The following is a 20961-nucleotide window of genomic DNA, read 5'->3' as shown; positions in this document are numbered from 1 at the left end:
ATCTTACACTATCTCGCCATCGTTTCTGTAAATAAGGCCCCATACTCGTCAGCGATTTGACGTGCATCAAAATCTTCGACTCGCTTGTAGCCCGCTTCCTTGACGCGGTCCAATTTTTCCTTATCATAGGTCAGGACTTCTTGCATGTTGTTTGCAATAGCATTCACATCGCCAACCGGAGCAAGCAATCCATACTTCCCGTCGTCTAGCACCTCTGCAGGACCAGATGCACAATCCGTCGAAACAACCGGAGCCCCGGTCGCAAGCGCCTCTGCAAGCACATGGCCAAACCCTTCATGAATCGATGTTAAAACAAACAAATCGGCATGTTTAAAATAAACATATGGATTATTTTGAAACCCGATAAAATGTACTTTATCTTGGATGCCTAATCTTTCCGTTTGCTTGATTAACGTATCCTTTAAAGGACCTTCCCCTAAAATCACTAACTTGCTGTTTATTTGCTTATGCACCTTCGCAAATGCGTCGATGAGTGTTTGATGATCTTTTTGTTTCACGAGCCTGCCAGCTGTAATAATCACCTTCTCCTCCCCATGAAAAATAGGAAGATGTTCCTCAGCCAGCACCCCTTCATTCATATGTTTACGTATATTTTTTAAATCTACGGGATTATAAATAACTTTAATATTTTCAGATTTTACTTTATACCTTTGAATCAGATTTTGTTTCACTCCTTCAGATAAAGAAACAACCTGACTCGCCCATTTATACATCATTCCATAGCCGCGTAATTTTAAGTCGGTCAAAAAGCCCCCGCTCAAATTATCCGCTTCCCTTACTATGTTCTTCGCACGGGTAAACGAAAGTAAATTTGCCAAAATAGCAATCGTATTATAATTCGGGATCGTACTGAATACAAGATCGACCTTTAACTCTCTAATCAGTTTAGCTAAAGGGAAAATCGCATTCCTTAAACGCTTTTCATTTATTTTAATAAAGGTAACATCAGACTTCACATTCGCCTCATAGTCACTATTATAATCCAACGTGACTAAAACAGGTTCAAATTTACTTCGATCCAAGTTGTTTATAATATTCAGAAGTGTTCTGGCCGCACCGCCAGCACCCATTTGATAAATGAAAAACAACACTTTTTTTCTTTTCACAATAACTCAGCCTTCCCTTTACACTGAAAAACTTTAAAGCTAAAAATCCACACGAATACTCACCGAATTATACCATAGCCTGCCTAATAAATAAATTGTCGAAATTAAACAAAAGAAGGAACTTTTTCTTTCAGGAGGGAAAATCATGTTGGAAGGTTCTAAGGGAAGCTGTCTTGCCGTTGTTCGAGCTCGGTGGCTTATAGGTTAATTTATCGCTCGAGTGCGTGGCGCTGTCGCTCGAGTTTGTGAGCTTGTTGCGCGAGTTTAACTCTTTATTGCTCGAGTGCGTGGGTTTGCTGCGCGACTTTTGTTGGTTATTGCGCCAGTTCCTGACGCTGTCGCTCGAGTTTCAATAGTTACGCATGATTGCTTGCGCCAAGTCACCCCCATCACATCTCCAAAACAAAAGGGATTTGGCCGTATTCATCCCAAATCCCTTTCCGTTCATCTCCCTCTTTATTTCTTCGCTAAGGAGGCTAATGTTTTTTCCATATAGGCCTTAATATCGTCATGCAGATCCTCCCGATTTAATGCGAAATCGATGGTTGCTTGAACAAAGCCTAATTTATCTCCAATATCGTACCGCTCTCCAACGAAATTATAAGCGAGTACTTGCTCTTGTTCATTTAATTTTTCAATGGCATCCGTTAATTGGATTTCGTCGCCTTTGCCTGGCTCCAGAGTTTCCAAGATATCGAAAATTTCCGGTGAAAGCACGTACCGTCCCATGATCGCTAAGTTGGATGGTGCTTTTTCGACATCTGGCTTTTCCACTAATGATTCGATTGCGCGTATGGATGGTCCGTAGCCATTTGTTGCTTTCGGTTTGATAATCCCGTATTTGGAAACGTCCTCCATCGGTACGTCATGTACCCCTACCACAGAAGACTGATATTCATCATATACGTTAATCAATTGCTTCAGGCAAGGCTCTTCTGCCTCCACAATGTCGTCACCTAATAGAACAGCAAATGGTTCATTTCCGACAAAACGATTCGCACAATAAATTGCATGTCCAAGGCCTTTAGGCTCTTTTTGCCTAATATAGTGGATATTTGCCATTTTTGAAATGGATTGAACCATTTCAAGCATCTCTACCTTCCCTTTGTGGGCAAGGGTTTCCTCCAGTTCATACGACACGTCGAAGTGGTCTTCTACCGCTCTTTTTCCTCGTCCGGAAACAATAATAATATCTTCTATCCCGGAGTTAATCGCTTCTTCTACAATATATTGAATGGTTGGTTTATCGACAATTGGCAGCATTTCCTTCGGTTGTGCTTTTGTTGCAGGTAAAAAACGGGTACCTAAGCCAGCTGCTGGTATGATCGCCTTTTTTACTCTCATTCTCTTAACTCCTTTGTATAGCGAAAATGTTTTTATACATTACTAATGTAAGTTTAGCATAACGCTTTGCCTTCCTACAATTTTAATAGCAAAATGCGCGTACGTCCATGAAAATGGATCTTTATTTTTACTGTGAAAAGCTACTTATCTTCTGAGACAATCTTCTCTTTTCCTAAAATTAAATAATTGAGTTCTTTCTTCGGGATTCGATTAAATTCCGTCCGTTTTGCCAGGTAAAAGACAAATCCGAGTAACATCCATGCAATAAGTGCAATTCGAGATTCCATTCCGAGAAAAGCTGGTGAACCAGGGATCAGCAATAGTCCGATAAAGATAATACTTGCTAATGCCCCAAAACCTGCTACCGCCTTTTTAAAAGGGGAAACAGTATGGATGGCAGGGTCAAAATCTCCCTTCATCGAAACTTTAAATAATGTAAAAGCAGTATAGCATGTATAAAAATATGCAATGGACACACCGATGGAAGACATGTCCACCACCCATAGCAATGCTTCACGGCCAAACCAAGGTGCAAACATGGCGATAACCGATGTAAAAATAATCCCGATGTACGGTGTTTTATATTTCGGATGCAGCTTTGAAAATGCTTCTGGTAAAATTTTTGCACGAGACATCGCAAACAATAGACGGCTCGAAGAAATAATGAAGCCATTTAATCCAGTAAAAATACCCATAGACAAAGCAACAGCTAAGATCAGGAGGCCGATTGGACCTAGTAACTCGCCAATAGCAGCACCTGTCCCCCAAACGTGATCCTTTGCGATCAGTCCTTGCCATGGTTCAATCATTGCTGTCGTCATAATCATCAGACTATATAATACAGCCGCAAAAAAGATGGCTAAAATAATGAGTGTAAATGCCTTGCTGGAAGGGAATTTAAATTCCTCAGCAGCTTGCGGAATATTATCAAAGCCGACAAACGCCCATGGAGCAATAGCGACGATCGATATAATCGCTGCAAGCGCTGTTTTATCCGGCGGAAATAATGGCTTTACGTTAGAAAGCCCGGATCCTGGCTGCACGCCTACCATGAAAGCTAGACCAATAACACTAAGAATCATGACACCACAAAAAATAAACTGTATTCTACCGGATAAACCTGTCCCTCTTATATTGGAATACCCGAAGATCACAAGTAATACAGTTGCAATAATAATTTCCATTCCGTAAACATCCCACCCGGCAATTTGGTAGAGATGAAATGTTTCAATCACCTTGGGAAAAATAAATTTGAACATTAATGAAAACGCGGAGGCGTTTAGCGCAACAATACATATGTAACCTAATGTTAAAAACCACCCACAAATAAATGCGTGTGTGCGCCCTAAACTAACAAACGAATAGGCAAATTCTCCGCCTGATACAGGAAAGCTTTTGATGAGGAAGCCATAACTTACAGCAATTAACATCATTAATAAAGCGCCAATGCCAAATCCAATGATTACACCGAGTGGACCGGCAGAACCCATCCATGTTGTGGGTTGAACGAATGCACCCCAGCCTATCGACGATCCTAAAGCAATCGCCCATATCCAGTGTGCCTTAAAAGACTTCTTCAGGGTTGTTCTCTCTTTCATGCTGGAACTCCTTTGTGTTTATTATATATTCTTACCATTTTATATCAAAAGGTGGTTTTACAGCAAATATAAAATTTACAGCATTTCGCAGATTTTTCTATTATACATGGTATTTTATACTTGTTATAGATCATATCTGAAGGATTTTCACTATTTTGGTATTTGATCATTTGCGCATAATGGTATAAATGATTATTTCGCCCCATTTGATCGCAAAGCAACATAACAAGGTTCGTGATCCGCAAATAGAAAAAACCCATTTTGAAAAAAATGGTTCAAAATGGGTTTTTCCATATAAAAGGACTTTTTATAAAGGAAGGTTTATACAAGTCGCATCTAGATGCAGTACCTAAAGATGATGCTTTTTTCGCTTTTCTTTTTCCGCAAAACGTTTCATTCTTTCCCCTATTTCATCTCGTACACGCTGGAATACTTCCCAATTTTCTTCCTCTGTTCCTTCTGCCTTTGCAGGATCATCAAATCCCCAGTGTTCACGCTTGACATGAGGTGGTGTCATCGGGCATTTATCTTCCGCATCCCCACAAAGCGTAATAACCATCGTTGCATGATTCAAAACTCCCGTGTCGATGATTTCTGATTTTTGATTGGAGATATCCATCCCTACTTCCTTCATTGCCTTAACAGCATTCGGATTCAAACCATGGGCTTCTACTCCCGCGCTTTTAACGTCCCAATTGTCCTTAAGATAATGTTTTGCCCAGCCTTCCGCCATTTGACTGCGACAGGAATTCCCTGTACATAGGAAATAGATTAATTTTTTTGTCATCCTTGGCCTCCTTCATATATCCCTAAAAAAATGCTTATAAAATCACTAATGTCAAAAACAGTCCGCATAAGGTGATAAACAGAATTGGAATTGTTAAAACGATCCCTGTTTTAAAATAGGTTCCCCATGAAATTTTTACCCCTTTTTGCGATAAAACATGAAGCCATACCAATGTCGCGAGTGAACCAATTGGTGTGATTTTTGGTCCTAAATCGGATCCAACCACATTAGCGTAGATCAGTGCCTCTTTCATTACACCGGATGTACTTGTTTCGGCAATTGCAAGCGCATCAATCATTACTGTCGGCATATTGTTCATAATGGAAGATAAAAATGCTGCAATAAAGCCCATCGCAATCGTAGCGACGAATAATCCTTGTTCTGCTGTTGTTTCAATAATAGTAGCTAACGCATTTGTAAGCCCGGCATTCCCTAGTCCATATACCACGACATACATTCCGATGGAGAAAAATACGATATCCCAAGGTGCCCCTTTTAGGACCTTTTTCGTATCAACCGCTTCACTGTTTCTTGCCATAAGGATGAAGAAAATAGCGATGATGCCTGCAACAATTGAAACAGGAAGTGTAATAAACTCACTCACAAAATAACCAATGAGTAATAATCCAAGCACATACCATGAGACATGAAACATTTTATGGTCTTTTATTGCAGAACTAGGCTCACTTAATTTAGAGACATCATAAGATCTCGGAATACTTTTTCGAAAGTAAAATAATAATATAGATATCGTCGCCATTAGTGAAAACAGGTTCGGAATAATCATTCTAGAAGCATATTCTACAAATCCAATACCAAAGAAATCGGCCGAAACAATATTAACTAAGTTACTTACGATAAATGGCAAAGATGTTGTATCCGCAATAAATCCACTCGCCATAATAAACGGAAAAACCATTTTTTCTTTGAAATTTAAATTACGAACCATCGCTAGCACAATAGGTGTCAGTATTAAAGCTGCACCATCATTCGCAAAAAAGGCAGCGACCATTGCACCTAATATACTTATGTAGACAAACATCTTTATTCCATTGCCTTTTGCGACTCGAGCCATATGAAGTGCTGCCCATTCAAATAGTCCAATTTCATCCAATATTAATGAGATTAAAATAATCGCAACAAAAGCAAGCGTTGCATTCCAAACAATTTCTGTTACAGCTATTACATCATGAAACCCAACAACACCTACGATTAAAGCAATGATTGCACCGCCGATTGCAGACCATCCAATGGATAACCCTTTTGGCTGCCAAATAACGAAAACAAGTGTTGCTAAAAAGATTAAAATTGCTAGTATGAGCGTTGATGTCACTATATCCCCCCTTCCATTAACAGCAAATAATGCGCGTACCTCTTTCCTCTAATTCTTTTAATTTCTGATCTTGACTCGGTAATTGGTCAAGAATTTGCTGAACAAATGGATAATAATCATTGTCTTTATTAATCGAGTAAAAGATCCACTGCCCTTTCCGTTCCTCTTCCACCAGTCCAACGTCCCTCAACTTTCTAAGATGTTGGCTAATGGACGGTTGACTCACTTTAAAAATCTCAACAAATTCGCAAACACAACAATCGTGTTTATCCAGTATTTTTACCATGGTTAAACGCGTTTTATCACCTAACAACTTTAAAATCATTGCTGCCTTTTCCATTTCAACGGTTGTTTGAAGCATATTGGTTTCACCCCCTCTTTCATTTCTATATCATTATATAATTAATTGCTTATATAGTGCAAATTTGTATCTCCATTTTGTGTTCCTTCAAAGCACCGATAGTAAAAATAATAATACTTATTATTAGTAGTAGGAAAACAGGAAGTTCCCCATTTTATTAAGGTAGATTGAGTTGCCACGAAACGCCAAAGCGGTCATTGAGCCAACCAAATTTTTTACTAAAACCATACTCATCTAAAGGCATAAGTGCTTGTCCATCCTCAAGGAGCTTCTCATAAAGATTCACAATTTCTTTTTCCGAATTACATGTAAGAAAGATCGAGAACGAAGGTGTAAACGAGAACGGATGTTTTATATTGCTGTCAATACACATAAATTCTTGCCCCTTTAAGGTGAAAACAGCCTGCATGACAGTTCCATCTTCCCCAGCTTCATTCGCTCCATATCGAACAATTTTTGTAATGTGTGAATCCTCCATGAGGGACGTGTAAAAATTCATAGCTTCTTCTGCATTTCCATCCTGAAACATTAAGAATGGCGTGACCTTTTTCATTATAAATCCACTCCTTCTCCTACCTTTTTTCTAACAGTATAAATCATTTCGTAATAGAATATCCATTTTTCTTCTAACCCGCGGCGATTATTGAATAAGAACAAGCGATGCTAGGCTAGGATCATGCGTACAGCTCTGATACGGTATGTAGGGCCGGCAATTATCCTTCCATAAAATTTTTTGTATCTTGGACTTCCTCCTATTCATATAGTAGTAAAGTGACCATCTAAAAATGTAAGGAGGAATTTTTCCATGGAAGAAGAATTCAACATTGAAGCGAAACAATCGGCTAATAGAGAAGATCAAAAACCGGTAACACCGGATTATGGTGCTGGTCCTTCAAACGTACCATATTATATCCCTACTCCTGCTTATGCGCCGCACCCAATGTATGCCCAGCCTGATTATCGTCATTGTGGCATGATGTATGGTTATCAAAATAACTATCCTCAAACATGGAATAATCAAAGTTTCCATATGCAATCAGATAACAAGAGCGCGGTGCACCAGCGTTACATGTATGATTTATGCAAAAGGTACAAATATCATTTCATCCAATGTGAAGGTATGGATGGTCAAATGTATGATGGCATTATTGACGGTGTATCGGACGAAGATGTCTATCTACTTATGCCTGTAGGAGATATGGATAGAGAGAATCAAGGGGATAGGCCACGTCAGTTTGATTATGGCTATAATTACGGTTATGGAGGATACGGTTATCCAAGAAGGTTCCGCCGCTTCAGACGCAGACGTTTTCCATTTTTCTCCTTAAGACGGCTCTTCTTCCCGTATTTCTATTAACCTCTTTAGGGTATCAGCAATCGAAAGGAATCACTCCCCCCTTCTTCTTAAAATCTAGATTCACCGCCGTTTTTACGAGATTCAGGCATGTCAAACAGGCGCAATCCTTATCACAGGAATGCGCCTGTTTCTGTATGCTCAATCATAAAGTCATGCCTTCCTTTCGATTTATTTCCATCCCTTCGTCATGCGTCCATTCGAAATCAGCTTTTTAACATATGCTATATTGTGAGGATCTCATTCATTAAACAACACGACACATCTCCAGCTGTTGTCTAAAAACAGTTGACTGTTTGCATTTAACGTGGGAGAAAACACTAGTCATTCCATCCTCATAAATATCACCTGTAAGAAAGGAGAGTATATATGTCTAATTATGGTGGATACGGATATGGCGGAGGATTTGCGTTGATCGTCGTTTTGTTTATCCTTCTTATTATCGTAGGTACCCGTTTTACTGGATATTAAACTAGGACAGGGGCTCAGTCCCTCCTAGTGAAGGAAAGGTGTACAACAATGTCAGCTAAATATTTATATCATCATGCTTGTAAGTACTACAGAAAACCAGTGGAAGTCAAAGATTACGATGGTAAATGTTATCGCGGCGTTCTTACGGATGTTACACCTAGGGGAATTTACGTTTCTTCAGGTAGAGGAGGATCCTTTTTTCCTTTCTTTGCAATCACTTCCTTAGTATTGTTAACATCTTTATTCTTTTTCTAAATATAGACAAGTATCCTAATAATAGGTTGACTGCCAACTCGGTAGTTAACCTGCTTTTTAAAGGGGGATCTCTTTTCTAGATTGTATGGATTAGGTGCCTAATTATCTTTAACCCTAAAACAAAGGGAAAATAAAAATAAGCCGAATTTCACCCCTAACCTGATGAAATTCAGCTTTTTATTATCAAAAAGGTCCCTAACGTTTTGAATCCGTGTCTTTTTGGTGGTAACGCTTAACTTATAGCGTCTAACCTTTAATTTTTTGGTTCCTTAATAACCGTGTCCAAATGCTCCAGCGCCTACAATAATTAACAGAATGAATAATACGACGATTAACACAAAGCTACCACCATGGCCGTATCCGCCATAGCCACCATGGCCACAACCATAACCATATCCACGGGACATAAAGGATCCCTCCCTCTATAGTTTTAATCGCTACCTAAACGTTCGTAAAACCCCGTTTAACTCCTCTGCGGGGGATTACGAACGCAACAATACTTCATTAACCTTTTTTGACAGATAACCTTTTTAGCAGATAATCCCTCAAATTAATGTTAATTATTTTGAATCAAGTCTTTTAATATCCGTATCCGCCGTAACCCCCAAAAGAGGCACCGACAATGATCAACAGTACAAACAGCACAACGATTAGCGCAAAGCCACCACCATATCCATATCCTCCATATCCATGTTCATCTGACATTCGAATTCCTCCTTTATGATTTTCATCACTAATAACCTATGACAAATGGTTTCACTTTGACTGGGTATACGCTTATTATTTCTTTAAAAGAATGTTAAATCGTTTATAAAAAAGTTCGATGAAAAGCATCTCACACCCCTGCTTTTAGGGAGTAAGAAAAATACTTCTACAACAGGATTTTCTTTCATCCTCAAACACCTTCATTATAGAAATGCTCCTTTTACTTATTTCTAAATCAAACGTTTGTAATGAACCCTAGATGAAAAATTTTTTTACCTATTGTATTCAAAAACCTAGACGTAAACGCCTATACATCGATAATTCATGAAGAATAGGATACTAATATCTGCATATGTTAGGGGGATAAAAATATCTGAAGACAATCAAAAGAAACGAATTAAGCCACGCTTAATTCGGCAATTCCTTTTATTTTAGGTGGCTCCATTTTCACATGCGAAATACAATTTATTCCATTCTATTTCGTTTGAGGATCTTGTTGTAATAATCGCTCTTAACATTTGCGTTTCCCACCGAAGTTTATTTACCAATGAGTTAGACAATCATAACAAGGGAGTGTGATTTATGCATTTTCAAAAGAAACCCAGCCAAAACGACGACAGGCCTATGGGGCATCCATTCGATATGATGTTCGGTATTCGCCCCCCCTCTTCTCAACAACCGCCTCCTACAAATCAAACTACGCAGTCCGACCTTTTAAACCAAATGATGTCGGAATTCAAAACACCAGAAGGCGACTGGGACATGGATAAACTATTTTCAACTGCAGAAAAAACGCGGGAATTAGCTGGACAATTGAAACAAATGGGTAGTGGTGTATTTTCATTATTGAAAAACAAATAATATCTAAGGATGTTTGCTTCCCTAATAAAAGGCAGCGATGATGACATCAATGGTTCAAAAACGAGGGTTGTCCCTATATAGTTTGGGGCGATCCTTTTCTTATACAACGGTATGTATCATCATGCATCCATTTTAGTCATGAAAGGAGATGGATGTAAGCCTTCTAACGCTTGCTCAGTCCATTCCAACTTCATTTATAATTCTCCCTGGTTTTAAGTAATTAGGCTTTCCAATGTTGGTTTATGAAATAAGTTTTAATCCGATGGCTGAACATAATACCAAAATTATAAAGACTATTCTTTTCCAATCCTTTGATTCTCCAAAAACAATCATCCCAATTAAGGCACTTCCTACAACACCAATCCCTGTCCAAATTGCATAACCTGTTCCCATAGGAATAAATTGCAATGAATAACTTAAAAATGCAAGACTTGAGCCAAATCCTAAAATTAATAAAATAACTGTTTGCCAATTTCGTTTTACAGACAATTGATTAATCATTGCAACACCAAATATCTCGAGTATACCTGCTAAAATTAAAGTAAACCAAGCCATCAAGATTCAACTCCTTTCTTAACCTTGTCACTTTTATTTTCTGTAACTAATTTCAAACCAATAACTCCTGATAAAAGTACTGCTATTAGGAAAATTTTCCCCCATCTGAATGGTTCACCAAAGAAAAGTATTTCTGCAACAACAGTACCTCCTGTACCTATACCCACAAAAATAGCGTAAACAGTTCCAGCAGGAAGTACTTGTGCTGCTGATATCATTAAATAATTGCTTACTATAATCAGAATAACCGTACCAGTCCATGTCCATAAATCATGTGAATGAGTTAATCCAATCACCCAAAAAATTTCTAAAAAGGCAGCAACAAATACTTTAATCCAGTTTATATTCATCCAAATTACCTCCCATTTTAGATAAAATAAAAAGCCCAAGAGAAACTGTTTAACAGTTATCTCCCAGGCTTTTATCCTTCCGTGACACAGCATGACTGTGAGTTTTCTCTCGGACCAGACCAACAACATGGTTACGGAACCCTAGAAAACATTTTATTTATGCAATTGTTTATCGTTAAACATACATTTTAAACGAATTCAAAAAAGCATTTTCAGCAATTAGGCACGATTGTGGAATTATCACACGCTCACTCATTAACTTAATTGTATCAAACTTTTTCATAAATGATCAAACTTTTTTCAAATCCACGAAACATGATGAACTTTCCATGTCCCTTACTCCACTGTCACACTCTTCGCTAAATTCCTTGGTTTATCCACATCACAGCCACGATGTAATGCTGCATAATATGCCAGTAACTGTAAAGGGACAACCGTCACAAGTGGTGTCAATAATGCATGCACGTGTGGTAAAACAAAGGTATCATTTTCTTGCTCAAGCCCTTTCATACTAATGACCATTGCATTTGCTCCCCGAGCCACTACCTCTTGCACATTGCTGCGAATGGCGTAGTTGACATTGGCCTGTGTTGCTAGTGCGATCACCGGTGTTCCTTCTTCAATGAGCGCAATCGTTCCATGCTTTAACTCCCCGCCTGCAAAACCTTCCGCTTGAATGTAGGAGATTTCTTTCAGTTTTAATGCTCCCTCTAGGCATACATAATAGTCACTGCTGCGGCCAATGAAGAAAGCATGACGTGCTTTTTCCAGATGGTTTACAACAAGATCTTCCATTGCTTCTTTTTGATCTGTTAACATCTCCATCGCATTCGCAGCAATTGCCAGCTCCTGCATCGGATCAAAATCCAATGTAATACCTTTTGCTTGTGCAGCGTCTACTGCCAAAATCGCTAGAACAGCTATTTGCGCAGTGTATGCTTTTGTTGATGCGACAGCAATTTCTGGCCCTGCATATAGATGCAATGTGTAATCTGCTTCACGAGAAAGGGTGGACCCTGGCACATTTGTAATCGTCAGTGCTGGATATCCCATTGCTTTTATTTTAACTAATACGGCACGGCTATCAGCTGTTTCTCCGCTCTGGGAAATAAAGACAAATAACGGTTTTGCCGATAAGAGCGGCATGTTGTATGAAAACTCACTTGCGACATGGACTTCAACTGGGATTGCTGCCAGTTTTTCAATGACCTGCTTTCCCGTCCATCCTGCGTGGTAACTTGTGCCACACGCAATTATATAAATGCGATCGCATGCTTTTATTGCTTCACGTACATTTCGATCCAGCTTCAACTCATTATTTTCGTTTTGATACGCTTTAATGATTTTTCGCATAACAATGGGCTGTTCGTCAATCTCTTTCAACATAAAGTGCGGATATGTTCCTTTTTCAATATCCCATGCATCCAATTCAGCTGTATATGGTTTGCGATGAACAGCAGTGCCATCAAGCTTCTGAATCTTAACATTGTTTCTATTTACCAGAACAATTTCCTGGTCTAAAATCTCCAAATATTGATCCGTTACATTTAATGTTGCCATTGCATCACTTGCTACAACATGAAAGTCGTTTCCAATACCCACTAATAATGGACTTTTGTTTTTTGCAACATAAAGTGTCTCCTGGTCTTCTGCATCCATCATACCAATTGCATAGGAACCTTTTAAAAGCCTCACTACTTGGCGAAAAACCTCAGCAGTATCCTGGTATTGCGCACAAAGCCTTTCCATGAGCTGAACAATCACTTCTGTATCTGTTTCACTATTAAACGTTACATCGCTGAGATATTCCTTTTTTAATTCTTGATGGTTTTCAATAACCCCGTTATGAACAAGTGTAAATCTGCGAGACGCGCTTTGGTGCGGATGTGCATTCTCTTCGCTCGGTATGCCATGTGTCGCCCAGCGGGTATGGCCGATTCCCATTGTTGCATGAATCGAGCTATCCACTCGATCCCGGAGTGCTTTGACGCGACCTTTCACCTTGAAAAGACGCATTCCATTATTATTTTGCATCGCGATCCCAGCTGAGTCATAACCGCGATATTCTAATTTTTCAAGACCATTTAATAATAATTCCTTCGTATCATTTTGTCCGATATAACCAACAATTCCACACATATCGTCGTTTCCTCCTTATTAAAGGGGCAACAAACGTCCTTTACAAGGGAATTTTTTCTCCTATTTGCAAGACTCCCAGATGCAAAGGTCTACTTACGCTTCATCTGACCTCTTCCATCTCATCTCTGTTTCGGGGCGTGTTGCCCCTTTCTCGTGATCGTTTATTTTTCATCCTGCTTATCCTTTTGTACAACAAGTTACCTCATTGGTTTCAGAACAACGCATAACGATTGGGATGTGCAATCGGGAGGAATCCGCCGAAAAAACTCGATTAGCCTCCACCTCGTCAACTATTTTCCTGACCGGTCTGAAAATAGTTCTGGCGCTTTTCTTGTCTCTTAACAACGATCCACCTTTCCATTATAATTAACCCTCTTCACATGACAAATGTAAGAAGATGCAGTTCATTTTAACCAACAAGCATTCGTTTTGTCAATTTTTTTCAGAGGGAGTATGAATTAGTATATGAAAGCAAGCAAAGTTTTTTGCTATGTTAACATCTTTTCATTTTAAACGCATGAACATCATCCTTGAAAAGGAGCGTATGACTCATGTAGACTGTAACTATCCACAGTAAGAACGGACGATGAAAAGTATGCGTCCACGGGCAGTTGATTAAACACCCCCTTTCCTATATGAATCGGATATTCAGAAAATTATTTTAATAAAATTGAGGTGGACGTGTTGTGAGTAATAAACAAAAACCAAAAGCGGTTATTGTTATTTTTGGAGTTACAGGGGACTTAGCTAAACGCAAACTGTTCCCATCCATTTACAGGCTCCGTCAAAATGGAAACATTGGCGAGGAATTTGCAGTGATTGGTGTCGGGCGAAGACCATGGGATAACGATACATTGCGGGACCATGTAGAAAAATCAATTGAAAACAGCTTTGGCATGCGAGAAAATCTAAAGAACTTTACTTCTCATTTTTATTACCACCCTTTTGATGTGCAAGAAGCATCCACTTATCAAACCTTAGGTACGTTAATCAATGAGTTGGACGCGGAATATCAAACGGATGGTAATAAAATCTTTTATTTAGCAATGGCACCTGAATATTTTGGCACGGTAGCCAATCAAATAAAAGAAAATGGACTAAAGGAGGGCACCGGCTGGTCTCGCCTTGTGATTGAAAAACCATTCGGCCATGATTTAGAATCTGCAAAAAAATTAAACAATAAGATTCGCGCAGCTTTTGAGGAAAACCAAATTTACCGGATCGACCATTACTTGGGAAAAGAAATGGTACAAAATATTGAAGTAATCCGTTTTGCTAATGGACTTTTTGAACACTTATGGAATAACCGCTTTATCGAAAATATTCAAATCACATCCAGTGAATCACTTGGTGTTGAAGAACGAGCCCGCTACTATGATCACTCTGGAGCAACCCGGGATATGGTACAAAACCACATGCTTCAGATGGTTTCCTTGCTCGCGATGGAGCCGCCAATTAAATTAACGACAGAAGAAATTCGCTCAGAGAAAATCAAAGTACTTCGTGCACTACGCCCCGTTGAAAAAGACCAAGTGGATGAAAACTTTGTGCGCGGACAGTATGGAGAAGGCTCTATCCTCGATGAAAAGGTACCGGCATATCAACACGAGGCAGAGGAACTAGCCGCTTCCAATACCGAGACCTTTGTAGCTGGAAGGGTTATGATCGATAATTATCGCTGGGCAGGGGTTCCATTCTATATTCGTACAGGAAAGCGGATGACAGATAAATCAACCAAAATCGTTGTGGAATTTAAAGATATCCCAATGAATTTATATTATGAAAATAAAACGGATAAACACCCAAACTTACTGGTCATTAATATTCAGCCAGATGAAGGGGTAACTCTCCACCTTAATGCTAAAAGGGGAGGAACCGGAGCATTTGCAGAGCCTATCAAGCTCGCATATAAAAACACTGGAATTGATGGAGTTAATACACCGGAAGCATATGAAAAACTGCTTCTGGACTGCATGCTTGGTGACGGAACGAACTTTACCCACTGGGATGAAGTGGCACTCTCCTGGCAATATGTCGATGCCTTACTTGACGTTTGGGAAAATAAAACAGCTCATTTCCCGAATTATGAATCAGGATCCATGGGGCCAAAAGAAGCAGAGGAACTCCTTGAAAAAGATGGCTTTCACTGGTGGCCGATTTTAGATGAATAATGGATGATGGTAAAGGAAGCAAAAAGGCATTTTTGCTTCCTTTTTTATATGCTGCTTTTTTCGAATTCAGCGGTGCGGAGTTACTTTATTTATTCAGCGCTTCTGGAATTTTATCAGCGCATTTCCCGATTATTCAGCCCTTCACACATGTTGATCAGTGCTCGCTGCACCTAAAGAGTCGCTTCTTTTCTTATTTTATATTATTTTTCCCTGTCCTTGCATATAATCAGTAGCGCGAAACAGTTTACAACAAGGAATAATCAGGAACAGATAGATAAGTTGATCATGATTACAGGGAGTGAATGTTCATGAAGGTGCTTGTGACCGAGTTGATGTGGGATGATGGGATGAAAGAGCTCAAGCGAAGTGGCTGCTCTGTAGACTACGATATGGAACTGGGGCGAAAAAGAAAGGAATTGCTTGCATTGGCACCAGCGTATGATGCACTCATTGTCAGGAATGAAACAAAAGTCGATGCTGAATTGCTTGACGTGGCAAAAAACGCCAAAGTTATTGGGCGACTTGGTGTCGGACTGGATAACATCGATCTAGGTGCAGCATCATCCAGAAACATACCGGTGATTACGGCTAAACATGCAAACGCTACGTCTGTTGCGGAATATGTGATGGCGTCCATGCTGGATGCGTATAGACCGCTCCATCATGCAGATGCTGATGTACGACGTGGTAATTGGAATCGGAAATTTTTTACTGGTAATGAATTAAACGGGAAAACACTTGGCCTCGTCGGAATGGGCGAAATTGCCCACCGTGTCGCGAGAAGAGCAAATGCTTTTGGAATGGAGACAATCGGTTATGATCCGTTCGTTACACCGTTCGACCATATCCTGGCAGAAACCGGAGTTCGATCAGTAAACACGCTGGATGAACTGCTAGTTGCATCCGACTTTGTATCGGTTCATGTCCCGCTGACAAAAGAAACCCGGCATATGATCAACAAAAAGAATTTTCCGCATATGAAACCTCATGCCTATGTGATTAATGCGGCAAGAGGTGGAATCATACACGAAGGGGATCTCATCGAGGCTGTACAATCAGGGGAAATCGCTGGAGCATACCTTGATGTGCTGGAAGCAGAGCCAATTCCGAAAGATTCACCGCTCACACAGATTGCATCTATCCGTCTTACCCCGCATATTGCCGGCGCCACGAATGCCGCGCAGTCCCGGACAGCCATGCTGATTGCTGAGGAAGTGATGAAAGTACTTAACGGCGGTCAGTCGCTTTGTGCGGTGGTTTGATTTAGAGGCGTTTTTAGGATAGGAAAGAACAGCAGACATAAAAACTTCCGCACCCCGTATAAAAGGACTGCGGAAGTTTTATTTTCCAGTATTCAGTGCTTCACACTAAAACAGCACAAAAAAGAGCAGAACATATTTATTCTGCTCCCTCTCCCTATTCATTTATCCATTCGGTGTGGAAGGTACCTTCTTTGTCGATGCGCTTGTAGGTGTGCGCGCCAAAGTAGTCGCGCTGTGCCTGCAAGAGATTTGCCGGTAATTTTTCGGAACGGTAACTATCATAATACGATAAAGCTGCCATAAATCCTGGTACAGCAATGCCATTTTCAATCGCAAGGGCAATCACTTTACGCAGTGACTTTTGATAACCCTCCGCAATTTCTTTAAAATACGGATCCAGCAATAAATTGGCTAGGTTCGCATCCCGGTCGTAAGCTTCTTTAATTTTTTGCAGGAATGCCGCACGGATAATACAGCCCCCGCGGAATATCATCGCAATTTTTCCGTAATCCAAATTCCAATCATATTCCTCCGAAGCAGCTCTCATTTGCGTGAATCCTTGTGCATACGAAACGATTTTACTCATATAAAGCGCCTCGCGGATTGCTTCTATCAGTTCAGCCTTATCGCCCGCATATGGCTGAACTTCCGGTCCTGACAGCACCTTACTTGCATGGACACGCTCGTCCTTCATCGCGGAGATAAAACGGGCAAACACTGATTCAGTGATAATTGGCAGTGGCGTTCCTAAATCGAGTGCGCTCTGGCTCGTCCATTTTCCAGTTCCTTTTTGTGCCGCTGTATCCAAAATCATTTCAACAAGCGGTTTTCCTGTTTCTTCATCTATTTTGGTGAAAATATCAGCGGTAATTTCGATCAAGTAACTATCTAATTCCCCTTTATTCCACGCTGTAAATACCTCATGCAGCTCATTGGCCTCTAATCCTAGCACATGTTTCATAATAAAATATGCCTCTGAAATGAGCTGCATATCGCCATATTCAATTCCGTTATGCACCATCTTCACGTAATGGCCGGCACCGTCCGGACCAATGTAAGTTGTACAAGCTTCCCCGTCCACTTTAGCAGAAATAGCTTCTAAAATCGGCTTCACAAGGTCATATGCCTCTTTTTGCCCACCAGGCATAATGGATGGCCCTTTTAACGCTCCTTCTTCTCCGCCGGAAACACCTGTACCGATGAAGTGGATGCCGTGTGCTTGTAGTTCTTCGCTTCGGCGCTGTGTATCTTTAAAATAAGTATTTCCGCCGTCGATTAAAATATCCCCTTGATCAAGATGCGGCAGCAGCGACTGAATCGTAGCGTCTGTTCCGCTACCCGCTTTTACCATCAGCAAGATTTTGCGGGGCTTTTCCAACGATTCGACAAATTCTTCGATACTATATTGAGGGGTCACTTGCTTCCCCGTAGCTTCTTTCATCATGTTTTCCGTTTTTTCTGGTGATCGATTGTACACAGAAACAGAGTAACCTCGTGATTCAATATTAAAGGCTAAATTTTTCCCCATGACTGCAAGCCCAATCACACCGATTTGTTGTTTTGACATAACTTCTTTCCTTTCGTATTCCAACGTAAAAGCATCCTATTAAAGTTAAAAATACCATAGATAGGCTTCATGATGCAAACAAAGCCTTCATCAATTAACGGAATTTAGACTACTTTCTGATTTCCATATTTAGTAAACAGAAAAGGGACTCCTATTTTTTAGAAAAATCCCCTTCTTAGCCTTTTTCTTTTTTCATGAATGGTTTTGTAATTTTATCTAAAATGGGACGCTTTCCACCTAATACAAGCCCTGCCATTTCAGCAAAAAGATGCAGGAGGAAAAGAATAAAAAATGTGATAATAAGCGAGGTCGTAATCGATGCATTTTGAAAGAGTATTGCCAGAACCCCGAAAATAGCACTGAACGTATAAATAATCAAGACCGTTTTCCGGTGACTGTATCCTTTTGCGATCAGTTGATAGTGAATATGTTTATTATCCGGCATCATGATACTCTCTTTATTATACGCCCTGCGAACAATAGCAAAAACTGTATCGAAAATCGGCACCGCTAAAACAATGACAGGAATGATAAAACTAAACAGCGCTATATTTTTAAAAAGGCCCAGCATGGAAACAACAGCGATCATGTAGCCAAGAAAATTGGACCCCGTATCCCCCATATAAATTTTGGCCGGATGAAAATTATGATATAAAAATCCAAGATTGGAACCAATGAGTACGATACACAGGTAAGCTGCCATCAGCTGCTCATCAATGAGTGCCATAACAAACATACTGCTAAACGCAATCGTTGTAACACCCGTGGCAAGACCATCCAAACCATCAATCAGGTTAATCGCGTTCGTAATCCCGACAACCCATAAAACGGTGATGAGTACACTAAAAAAACCGAGATCAACTACACCGAGGAAAGGAAGTGTGATACGTTCAATAATCAGTCCAGATGAGACAAGAAAAGAGGCCGCTACAAGTTGACCTGTGAGCTTGGCAACAGGACGTAAACTGAATCTGTCGTCCAGCGCTCCGGTTAATATAATGACAATCCCGCCAAGTAAAATTTCCGGTAAATGTTCATGATGCGGCTGCAAATAAAGTGCACCTAAAAAAGCACCGATGAAAATAGCAAGTCCACCTAGTCTGGGAGTAACTTCTTTATGTATTTTACGGTGGTTGGGCAGATCAACCGCCCCAACCTTAATGGCTAGCTTATTTACTGGATAAGTAACTAAAAAAGCGGATACGAGGGCAATAAAAAATGCGATGGCTAAATCAGCATAATTAAACATAATATTCTCCTTGCTCTAGATGTTGCACCATCTCATTCCTGGTGTCACCGTCCTGTTGTCGGATTTCTTAAATTATAGCTTATTTATGTCAAAAAAGGCAAATAATAGTCGGTTGATATACTGCCTATCCGGTTGATTTCCATTCTCTCCGGACGATATGCTGTCCCCCCGGTTGATTCCTCATCCTCTCCGGACGATATGCTGTCTCTCCGGTTGATTCCTCTCCCTCTCCGGTTGATATTTCCTCTCTCCGGGTGATTCCTCTCCCCCTCCGGACGATATGCTGTCTCTCCGGTTGATTCCTCTCCCTCTCCGGTTGATATGCTGTCCCTCCGGTTGATTCCTCTCCCCCTCCGGGTGATACTCCACCCCCTCCGGTTGATTCCCCACTCTCTCCGGGTGATACTCCGCCGCCCAGACTGCTCCATGCAATTTCCTAGCATGTTTCCTTCAAATTGGACATACGTATTATTGGACAGAAGTAATTCTCAACGAAGGGGGAAGGAAAATGCAATTTTATTATGGGAGTCAAATGCCACTGAGGATTTTAGATGAAACGGAATTTTGGAAGGAGCAGGAAGCGGAGCATACCATTGTCATGAGGGAGCTGATGACAGATCTAGAAAAACATTATATAGATGGGCTAAATCGCTGGGAGGAAGTGCTTGAATCGACACATCAGCAGGTGCGGCGTTTTATTACATCCCTTAAGCGCAGTAACTATCACATTTCTCCTCCTCTCTATCAGCAGGTGATGGAACTCGTTACATTTTGTTTGCAGGAAAGTGTTGCATTTACCCAGTTTTGCAGACAGATTAAAACGGAGAGCCAAGCAGCAAAAGGAAATCATACGGCCAAAGTAGTGATTGATCACATTATTGATGAATCGGAATATTTCATGGGAATCGCACAGACGATTTTATATGAAAAGCTTTAAACTGATATTGGTGAGGCGTTACTTCTGTAGTGACGCTGTTATTTTTTTTAAAAAAGGTGAAAAGGACTGCCTTATGCTTTAACTTCCACTATAGCATTCCTTTTGTAATAAGCTGACTGTTTTTAAAATAAGGACCGAGGAAACGGCACGGCTAGATCAACACCGCACTCCCCCTATGAGACATACGCAAAAAAGCCGCCTCTGATGAGACAGCCTCAAACACTACATCGTCTTCACAACGTTGCTATCTGGCTTTAGTGCCGTGAAAAACAGCACAATTGCTGTGATGATATGCATAATCATGCCAAGGATCGGAACCCATCCGACACAAGATGTAATAATGCCTAAAATACTTCCGCCATTAGCTCCCCCGTCCTTTGAAGTAAGCAGGAGTGTGATAATATGCAGGATTAACATGACAAATAGTGGTATCCAGCCTTGACTAATAATAAACAGTCCGCCGAAAAATGGAATGCCTAAAAATGCCTCGGCACCCCCAGTGACCCATTTCATCACTTTTGAAGGTGACATCGGA

Annotated in this window: 21 protein-coding genes, 1 pseudogene and 1 riboswitch; of the genes and pseudogenes, 6 read left to right on the top strand and 16 right to left on the bottom strand. The window is 40.4% G+C overall.

Annotation, left to right across the window (positions count from 1 at the left end; translation table 11 throughout):
• Window positions 1-8: 8 nt before the first annotated feature.
• From J2Z81_RS06790 to J2Z81_RS06760, 7 genes are all read right to left on the bottom strand, one after another.
• A complete protein-coding gene (locus J2Z81_RS06790) occupies window positions 9-1127 on the bottom strand; it encodes a glycosyltransferase (protein ID WP_226370964.1) in 1119 nt (372 codons plus the stop codon).
• A gap of 456 nt (window positions 1128-1583) precedes the next feature.
• Entirely contained in the window at window positions 1584-2471 is an 888-nt protein-coding gene (gene galU, locus J2Z81_RS06785; protein ID WP_226370963.1) for a UTP--glucose-1-phosphate uridylyltransferase GalU, read from the bottom strand.
• Between the two features lie 140 nt (window positions 2472-2611).
• On the bottom strand, window positions 2612-4069 hold the full coding sequence (locus J2Z81_RS06780; protein ID WP_226370962.1) for an APC family permease: 1458 nt from the start codon (window positions 4067-4069) through the stop codon (window positions 2612-2614).
• Window positions 4070-4418: 349 nt separating this feature from the next.
• Entirely contained in the window at window positions 4419-4856 is a 438-nt protein-coding gene (gene arsC / locus J2Z81_RS06775) for an arsenate reductase (thioredoxin) (RefSeq protein ID WP_226370961.1), read from the bottom strand.
• A gap of 34 nt (window positions 4857-4890) precedes the next feature.
• Window positions 4891-6189, bottom strand: coding sequence for an arsenic transporter (locus tag J2Z81_RS06770; RefSeq protein ID WP_226370960.1), 1299 nt, complete (start codon window positions 6187-6189; stop codon window positions 4891-4893).
• A gap of 16 nt (window positions 6190-6205) precedes the next feature.
• A complete protein-coding gene (locus tag J2Z81_RS06765) occupies window positions 6206-6550 on the bottom strand; it encodes an ArsR/SmtB family transcription factor (RefSeq protein WP_226370959.1) in 345 nt (114 codons plus the stop codon).
• 157 nt (window positions 6551-6707) lie between these two features.
• Window positions 6708-7103, bottom strand: coding sequence for a VOC family protein (locus tag J2Z81_RS06760; RefSeq protein WP_226370958.1), 396 nt, complete (start codon window positions 7101-7103; stop codon window positions 6708-6710).
• Between the two features lie 252 nt (window positions 7104-7355).
• Here J2Z81_RS06760 and J2Z81_RS06755 point away from each other — a divergent pair, with 252 nt between their 5' ends.
• Window positions 7356-7907 (top strand): hypothetical protein, encoded by a 552-nt coding sequence (locus J2Z81_RS06755; RefSeq protein ID WP_226370957.1) that lies wholly within the window; start codon window positions 7356-7358, stop codon window positions 7905-7907.
• 366 nt (window positions 7908-8273) lie between these two features.
• Window positions 8274-8375, top strand: a complete 102-nt coding sequence (locus J2Z81_RS06750; protein ID WP_084179343.1) for a YjcZ family sporulation protein — start codon at window positions 8274-8276, stop codon at window positions 8373-8375.
• Between the two features lie 524 nt (window positions 8376-8899).
• Here the strand turns inward: J2Z81_RS06750 and J2Z81_RS06745 are convergent.
• Both J2Z81_RS06745 and J2Z81_RS06740 read right to left on the bottom strand, forming a co-directional pair.
• Window positions 8900-8989 (bottom strand): annotated as a pseudogene (locus J2Z81_RS06745) (YjcZ family sporulation protein); the annotation flags it as partial.
• Between the two features lie 220 nt (window positions 8990-9209).
• Window positions 9210-9335: a YjcZ family sporulation protein gene (locus J2Z81_RS06740; RefSeq protein ID WP_084179337.1), complete on the bottom strand. Its 126-nt coding sequence runs from the start codon at window positions 9333-9335 to the stop codon at window positions 9210-9212.
• A gap of 582 nt (window positions 9336-9917) precedes the next feature.
• Between J2Z81_RS06740 and J2Z81_RS06735 the strand changes: the two genes are divergently transcribed.
• Entirely contained in the window at window positions 9918-10196 is a 279-nt protein-coding gene (locus tag J2Z81_RS06735; protein WP_029271043.1) for a YppG family protein, read from the top strand.
• 240 nt (window positions 10197-10436) lie between these two features.
• Here J2Z81_RS06735 and J2Z81_RS06730 read toward each other — a convergent pair whose 3' ends face one another.
• From J2Z81_RS06730 to glmS, 3 genes are all read right to left on the bottom strand, one after another.
• Window positions 10437-10751 carry a DMT family transporter gene (locus J2Z81_RS06730; RefSeq protein WP_029271041.1) on the bottom strand — a complete coding sequence of 105 codons (315 nt, stop codon included), beginning with the start codon at window positions 10749-10751 and terminating at the stop codon, window positions 10437-10439.
• Window positions 10751-11101 carry a DMT family transporter gene (locus tag J2Z81_RS06725; RefSeq protein WP_029271039.1) on the bottom strand — a complete coding sequence of 117 codons (351 nt, stop codon included), beginning with the start codon at window positions 11099-11101 and terminating at the stop codon, window positions 10751-10753. Before J2Z81_RS06725 ends, J2Z81_RS06730 begins: the two co-directional genes overlap by 1 nt.
• 58 nt (window positions 11102-11159) lie before the next feature.
• Window positions 11160-11257, bottom strand: a riboswitch (guanidine-I (ykkC/yxkD leader).
• Window positions 11258-11437: 180 nt separating this feature from the next.
• Window positions 11438-13240, bottom strand: a complete 1803-nt coding sequence (gene glmS, locus J2Z81_RS06720) for a glutamine--fructose-6-phosphate transaminase (isomerizing) (protein WP_029271038.1) — start codon at window positions 13238-13240, stop codon at window positions 11438-11440.
• 686 nt (window positions 13241-13926) lie between these two features.
• Here glmS and zwf point away from each other — a divergent pair.
• Both zwf and J2Z81_RS06710 read left to right on the top strand, forming a co-directional pair.
• Window positions 13927-15411 (top strand): glucose-6-phosphate dehydrogenase, encoded by a 1485-nt coding sequence (gene zwf, locus J2Z81_RS06715; RefSeq protein ID WP_029271035.1) that lies wholly within the window; start codon window positions 13927-13929, stop codon window positions 15409-15411.
• 308 nt (window positions 15412-15719) lie between these two features.
• The gene (locus tag J2Z81_RS06710; protein WP_029271033.1) at window positions 15720-16673 is read left to right on the top strand and encodes a hydroxyacid dehydrogenase; all 954 of its coding nucleotides are present in this window, start codon (window positions 15720-15722) and stop codon (window positions 16671-16673) included.
• A gap of 154 nt (window positions 16674-16827) precedes the next feature.
• Here the strand turns inward: J2Z81_RS06710 and gndA are convergent, their stop codons facing one another.
• The 3 genes from gndA to J2Z81_RS06695 form a co-directional block, all read right to left on the bottom strand.
• Entirely contained in the window at window positions 16828-18240 is a 1413-nt protein-coding gene (gene gndA, locus J2Z81_RS06705; RefSeq protein ID WP_226370983.1) for an NADP-dependent phosphogluconate dehydrogenase, read from the bottom strand.
• 175 nt (window positions 18241-18415) lie between these two features.
• Entirely contained in the window at window positions 18416-19489 is a 1074-nt protein-coding gene (locus tag J2Z81_RS06700) for a glycosyltransferase family 4 protein (RefSeq protein ID WP_029271031.1), read from the bottom strand.
• An 83-nt stretch (window positions 19490-19572) separates the two neighbouring features.
• Window positions 19573-19917, bottom strand: coding sequence for a hypothetical protein (locus J2Z81_RS06695; RefSeq protein WP_226370956.1), 345 nt, complete (start codon window positions 19915-19917; stop codon window positions 19573-19575).
• Between the two features lie 80 nt (window positions 19918-19997).
• On the opposite strand from J2Z81_RS06695, the gene J2Z81_RS06690 reads away from it, so the two are divergent.
• Window positions 19998-20426 carry a DUF2935 domain-containing protein gene (locus J2Z81_RS06690; RefSeq protein ID WP_029269241.1) on the top strand — a complete coding sequence of 143 codons (429 nt, stop codon included), beginning with the start codon at window positions 19998-20000 and terminating at the stop codon, window positions 20424-20426.
• A gap of 222 nt (window positions 20427-20648) precedes the next feature.
• Here the strand turns inward: J2Z81_RS06690 and J2Z81_RS06685 are convergent, their stop codons facing one another.
• Entirely contained in the window at window positions 20649-20957 is a 309-nt protein-coding gene (locus J2Z81_RS06685; RefSeq protein ID WP_029269243.1) for a hypothetical protein, read from the bottom strand.
• Window positions 20958-20961 lie beyond the last annotated feature (4 nt).

It is taken from the genome of Virgibacillus alimentarius (genome assembly GCF_017874635.1).
Classification (GTDB): Bacteria; Bacillota; Bacilli; order Bacillales; family Amphibacillaceae; genus Virgibacillus_B; species Virgibacillus_B alimentarius.
Note: the sequence above shows the minus strand (reverse complement) of the source record. Positions and strands in the feature narration are given on the sequence as shown.